Below are 1,845 nucleotides of genomic sequence, written 5' to 3' on the forward strand. Positions count from 1 at the left end.
ACACCTCGCAGTGCGTCGAGCGTCAGAAATTTATGCGAGTGTTGCGCAGGCCCCACAACAGATTTATCCAAATTAGACGCCCTGATAAAGCTCCTCTGGCGAGGAGGGGATACGCTCAATCTACCAGAGCTGCGATCGCTCCGAGTCTCTCGCTTCGTTTCCGCAACGATGAGTTCGTCTTACCAGACTTTGCAATTGGGTACGTGCACCATCGGTTGACCCGCCTTACAGGCGAACGCCTTCTGGAACTCGGGTAGATTCGACACCACGCCGTTGATGCGCGCGAACGAGGGCGAGTGCGGATCGGTCGCAGCCTCCACGCGTTGGTCCTCCGGACGTTCGTTGGAGCAGGCCCACTGCGCCATGCCGACGAAGAATCGCTGGTCAGGCGTGAAGCCGTCTTTGTCCGGCAGATGCTCGCCGGCAGTCTCCTTCTTCCACGCCATGTAGGCCAGCAGCGTTCCACCCAGGTCCGCCACGTCTTCCCCGCTGGTCAGCTTGGAGTTGATATGGATGTCGTCGACGATGACGTAGCCCGCGTATTGCGTGCGCACACAGCCGATGCGCTGCTCGAATCCCTTCGCATCTTCCGGTGTCCACCAGTCGCGGAGGTTGCCCTTGGAGTCGAACTGCCGGCCTTCGTCGTCGAAGGCGTGGGTAAGCTCGTGGCCGATGGTGGCGCCGGTGTTGCCGTAGTTCGGCGCGTCATCGAGCTTGGGATCGTATAGAGGCGGCTGCAACACTCCCGCCGGAAAGTTAATGTCGTTCATCTGCGGATCGAAGTAAGCGTTCACCGTCGGCGGCGTCATGCCCCACTCGTCGCGGTTCACGGGCTTGCCGAGCTTGTTCCACTCGTAGGCCTGGTTGAAGCGGTAAGCGCGGAGGACGTTGCCGGCGTAGTCGTCTGGCTTGACTTCGAGCGCGGTGTAGTCGCGCCAGTGGTCGGGATAGCCAATCTTGTTGCGGATGGCGTGAAGCTTGCGCAGCGCCTCTTGCTTGGTTGCGGGACTCATCCAGTCGAGGTTCTCGATCTCGTGCTGCATCTGGGCTTCGATCTGCTCGGTCATCAACTCGGTCTTGGCCTTCGTCTCTTTACTGAAGGTGCGGCGCACGAACTCCTGGCCGAGCGCCTCGCCAAGATTGCGGTCAACGTTGCGAGTGCAGACCTTCCAGCGCGGAGGCATCTGCGGCACGCCACGCAGGGTCGTGTAGTAGAAGCCGTAATAGGCCTTCTCGTAGGGCTCGGCGAGGTACTAGGCCATGGCGCTGAGCAGATGGAAGCGCAGGTAGGCGCGCAGGGCAGCGACATCTTCGGTGGAGAGTTCGGTTTGGAGCGCCTTAAGGAATGCGGGCTGCGAGACGTTGAGCTTGGCCAGGCCGGGCGCGCCCTGCTGCTTGAAGTAGTCGGCCCAGTTGATGGCGGGCGTCAGCTTCTGAACGTCGGCAATCTCCATCATGTGATAAAGATTGTGCGGATCGCGCTGCTCGACGCGGGTGAGGGAGGCCTTGGCGAGCTCGGTCTCGATGTGCAGAATGCTGGCAGCGTCAGCCTGGGCCTGGGACGCTGACTCTCCGTTGAGGGTTAGCAACTGTGCGATGTATTCGGTATATTGCTGGCGCAGCTTGACGCTCTTCGGATCGGTCTTGAGGTAGTAGTCGCGATCCGGCAGACCGAGTCCGCCGGCACCCACCTCGACGATCACCGTGGAAGAATCGATCGCGTCCTGCCCGGTGCCGGAGCGGAAGAAGAAGCTGCCGGGAACGTCGTGATGCAGCGTGGCGATGGCGGCGAGGAGTTCAGGGCGGGTGTTCAGCGCGTCGATGCGGGCGAGCGCGGCCTGGATG

General features: G+C 61.5%; 1 protein-coding gene and 1 pseudogene. Both read right to left on the bottom strand.

Going from position 1 to position 1,845, the window contains the following annotated elements:
* Positions 1 to 179: 179 nt before the first annotated feature.
* Positions 180 to 1,013, bottom strand: coding sequence for a M13-type metalloendopeptidase (locus WCB02_RS41895; RefSeq protein ID WP_423968885.1), 834 nt, complete (start codon positions 1,011 to 1,013; stop codon positions 180 to 182).
* Positions 1,005 to 1,844: pseudogene (locus tag WCB02_RS41900) on the bottom strand (hypothetical protein); the annotation flags it as partial. The pseudogene WCB02_RS41900 and the gene WCB02_RS41895, both read right to left, overlap by 9 nt.
* Position 1,845 lies beyond the last annotated feature (1 nt).

The sequence above is a fragment of the Bradyrhizobium sp. genome (genome assembly GCF_049581145.1).
Classification (GTDB): Bacteria; Pseudomonadota; Alphaproteobacteria; order Rhizobiales; family Xanthobacteraceae; genus Bradyrhizobium.

Bases quoted from the DNA above. Each gene is read 5' to 3' on its own strand.
- WCB02_RS41895 (WP_423968885.1), bottom strand. From the start codon at position 1,013: ATGAGTCCCGCAACCAAGCAAGAGGCGCTGCGCAAGCTTCACGCCATC.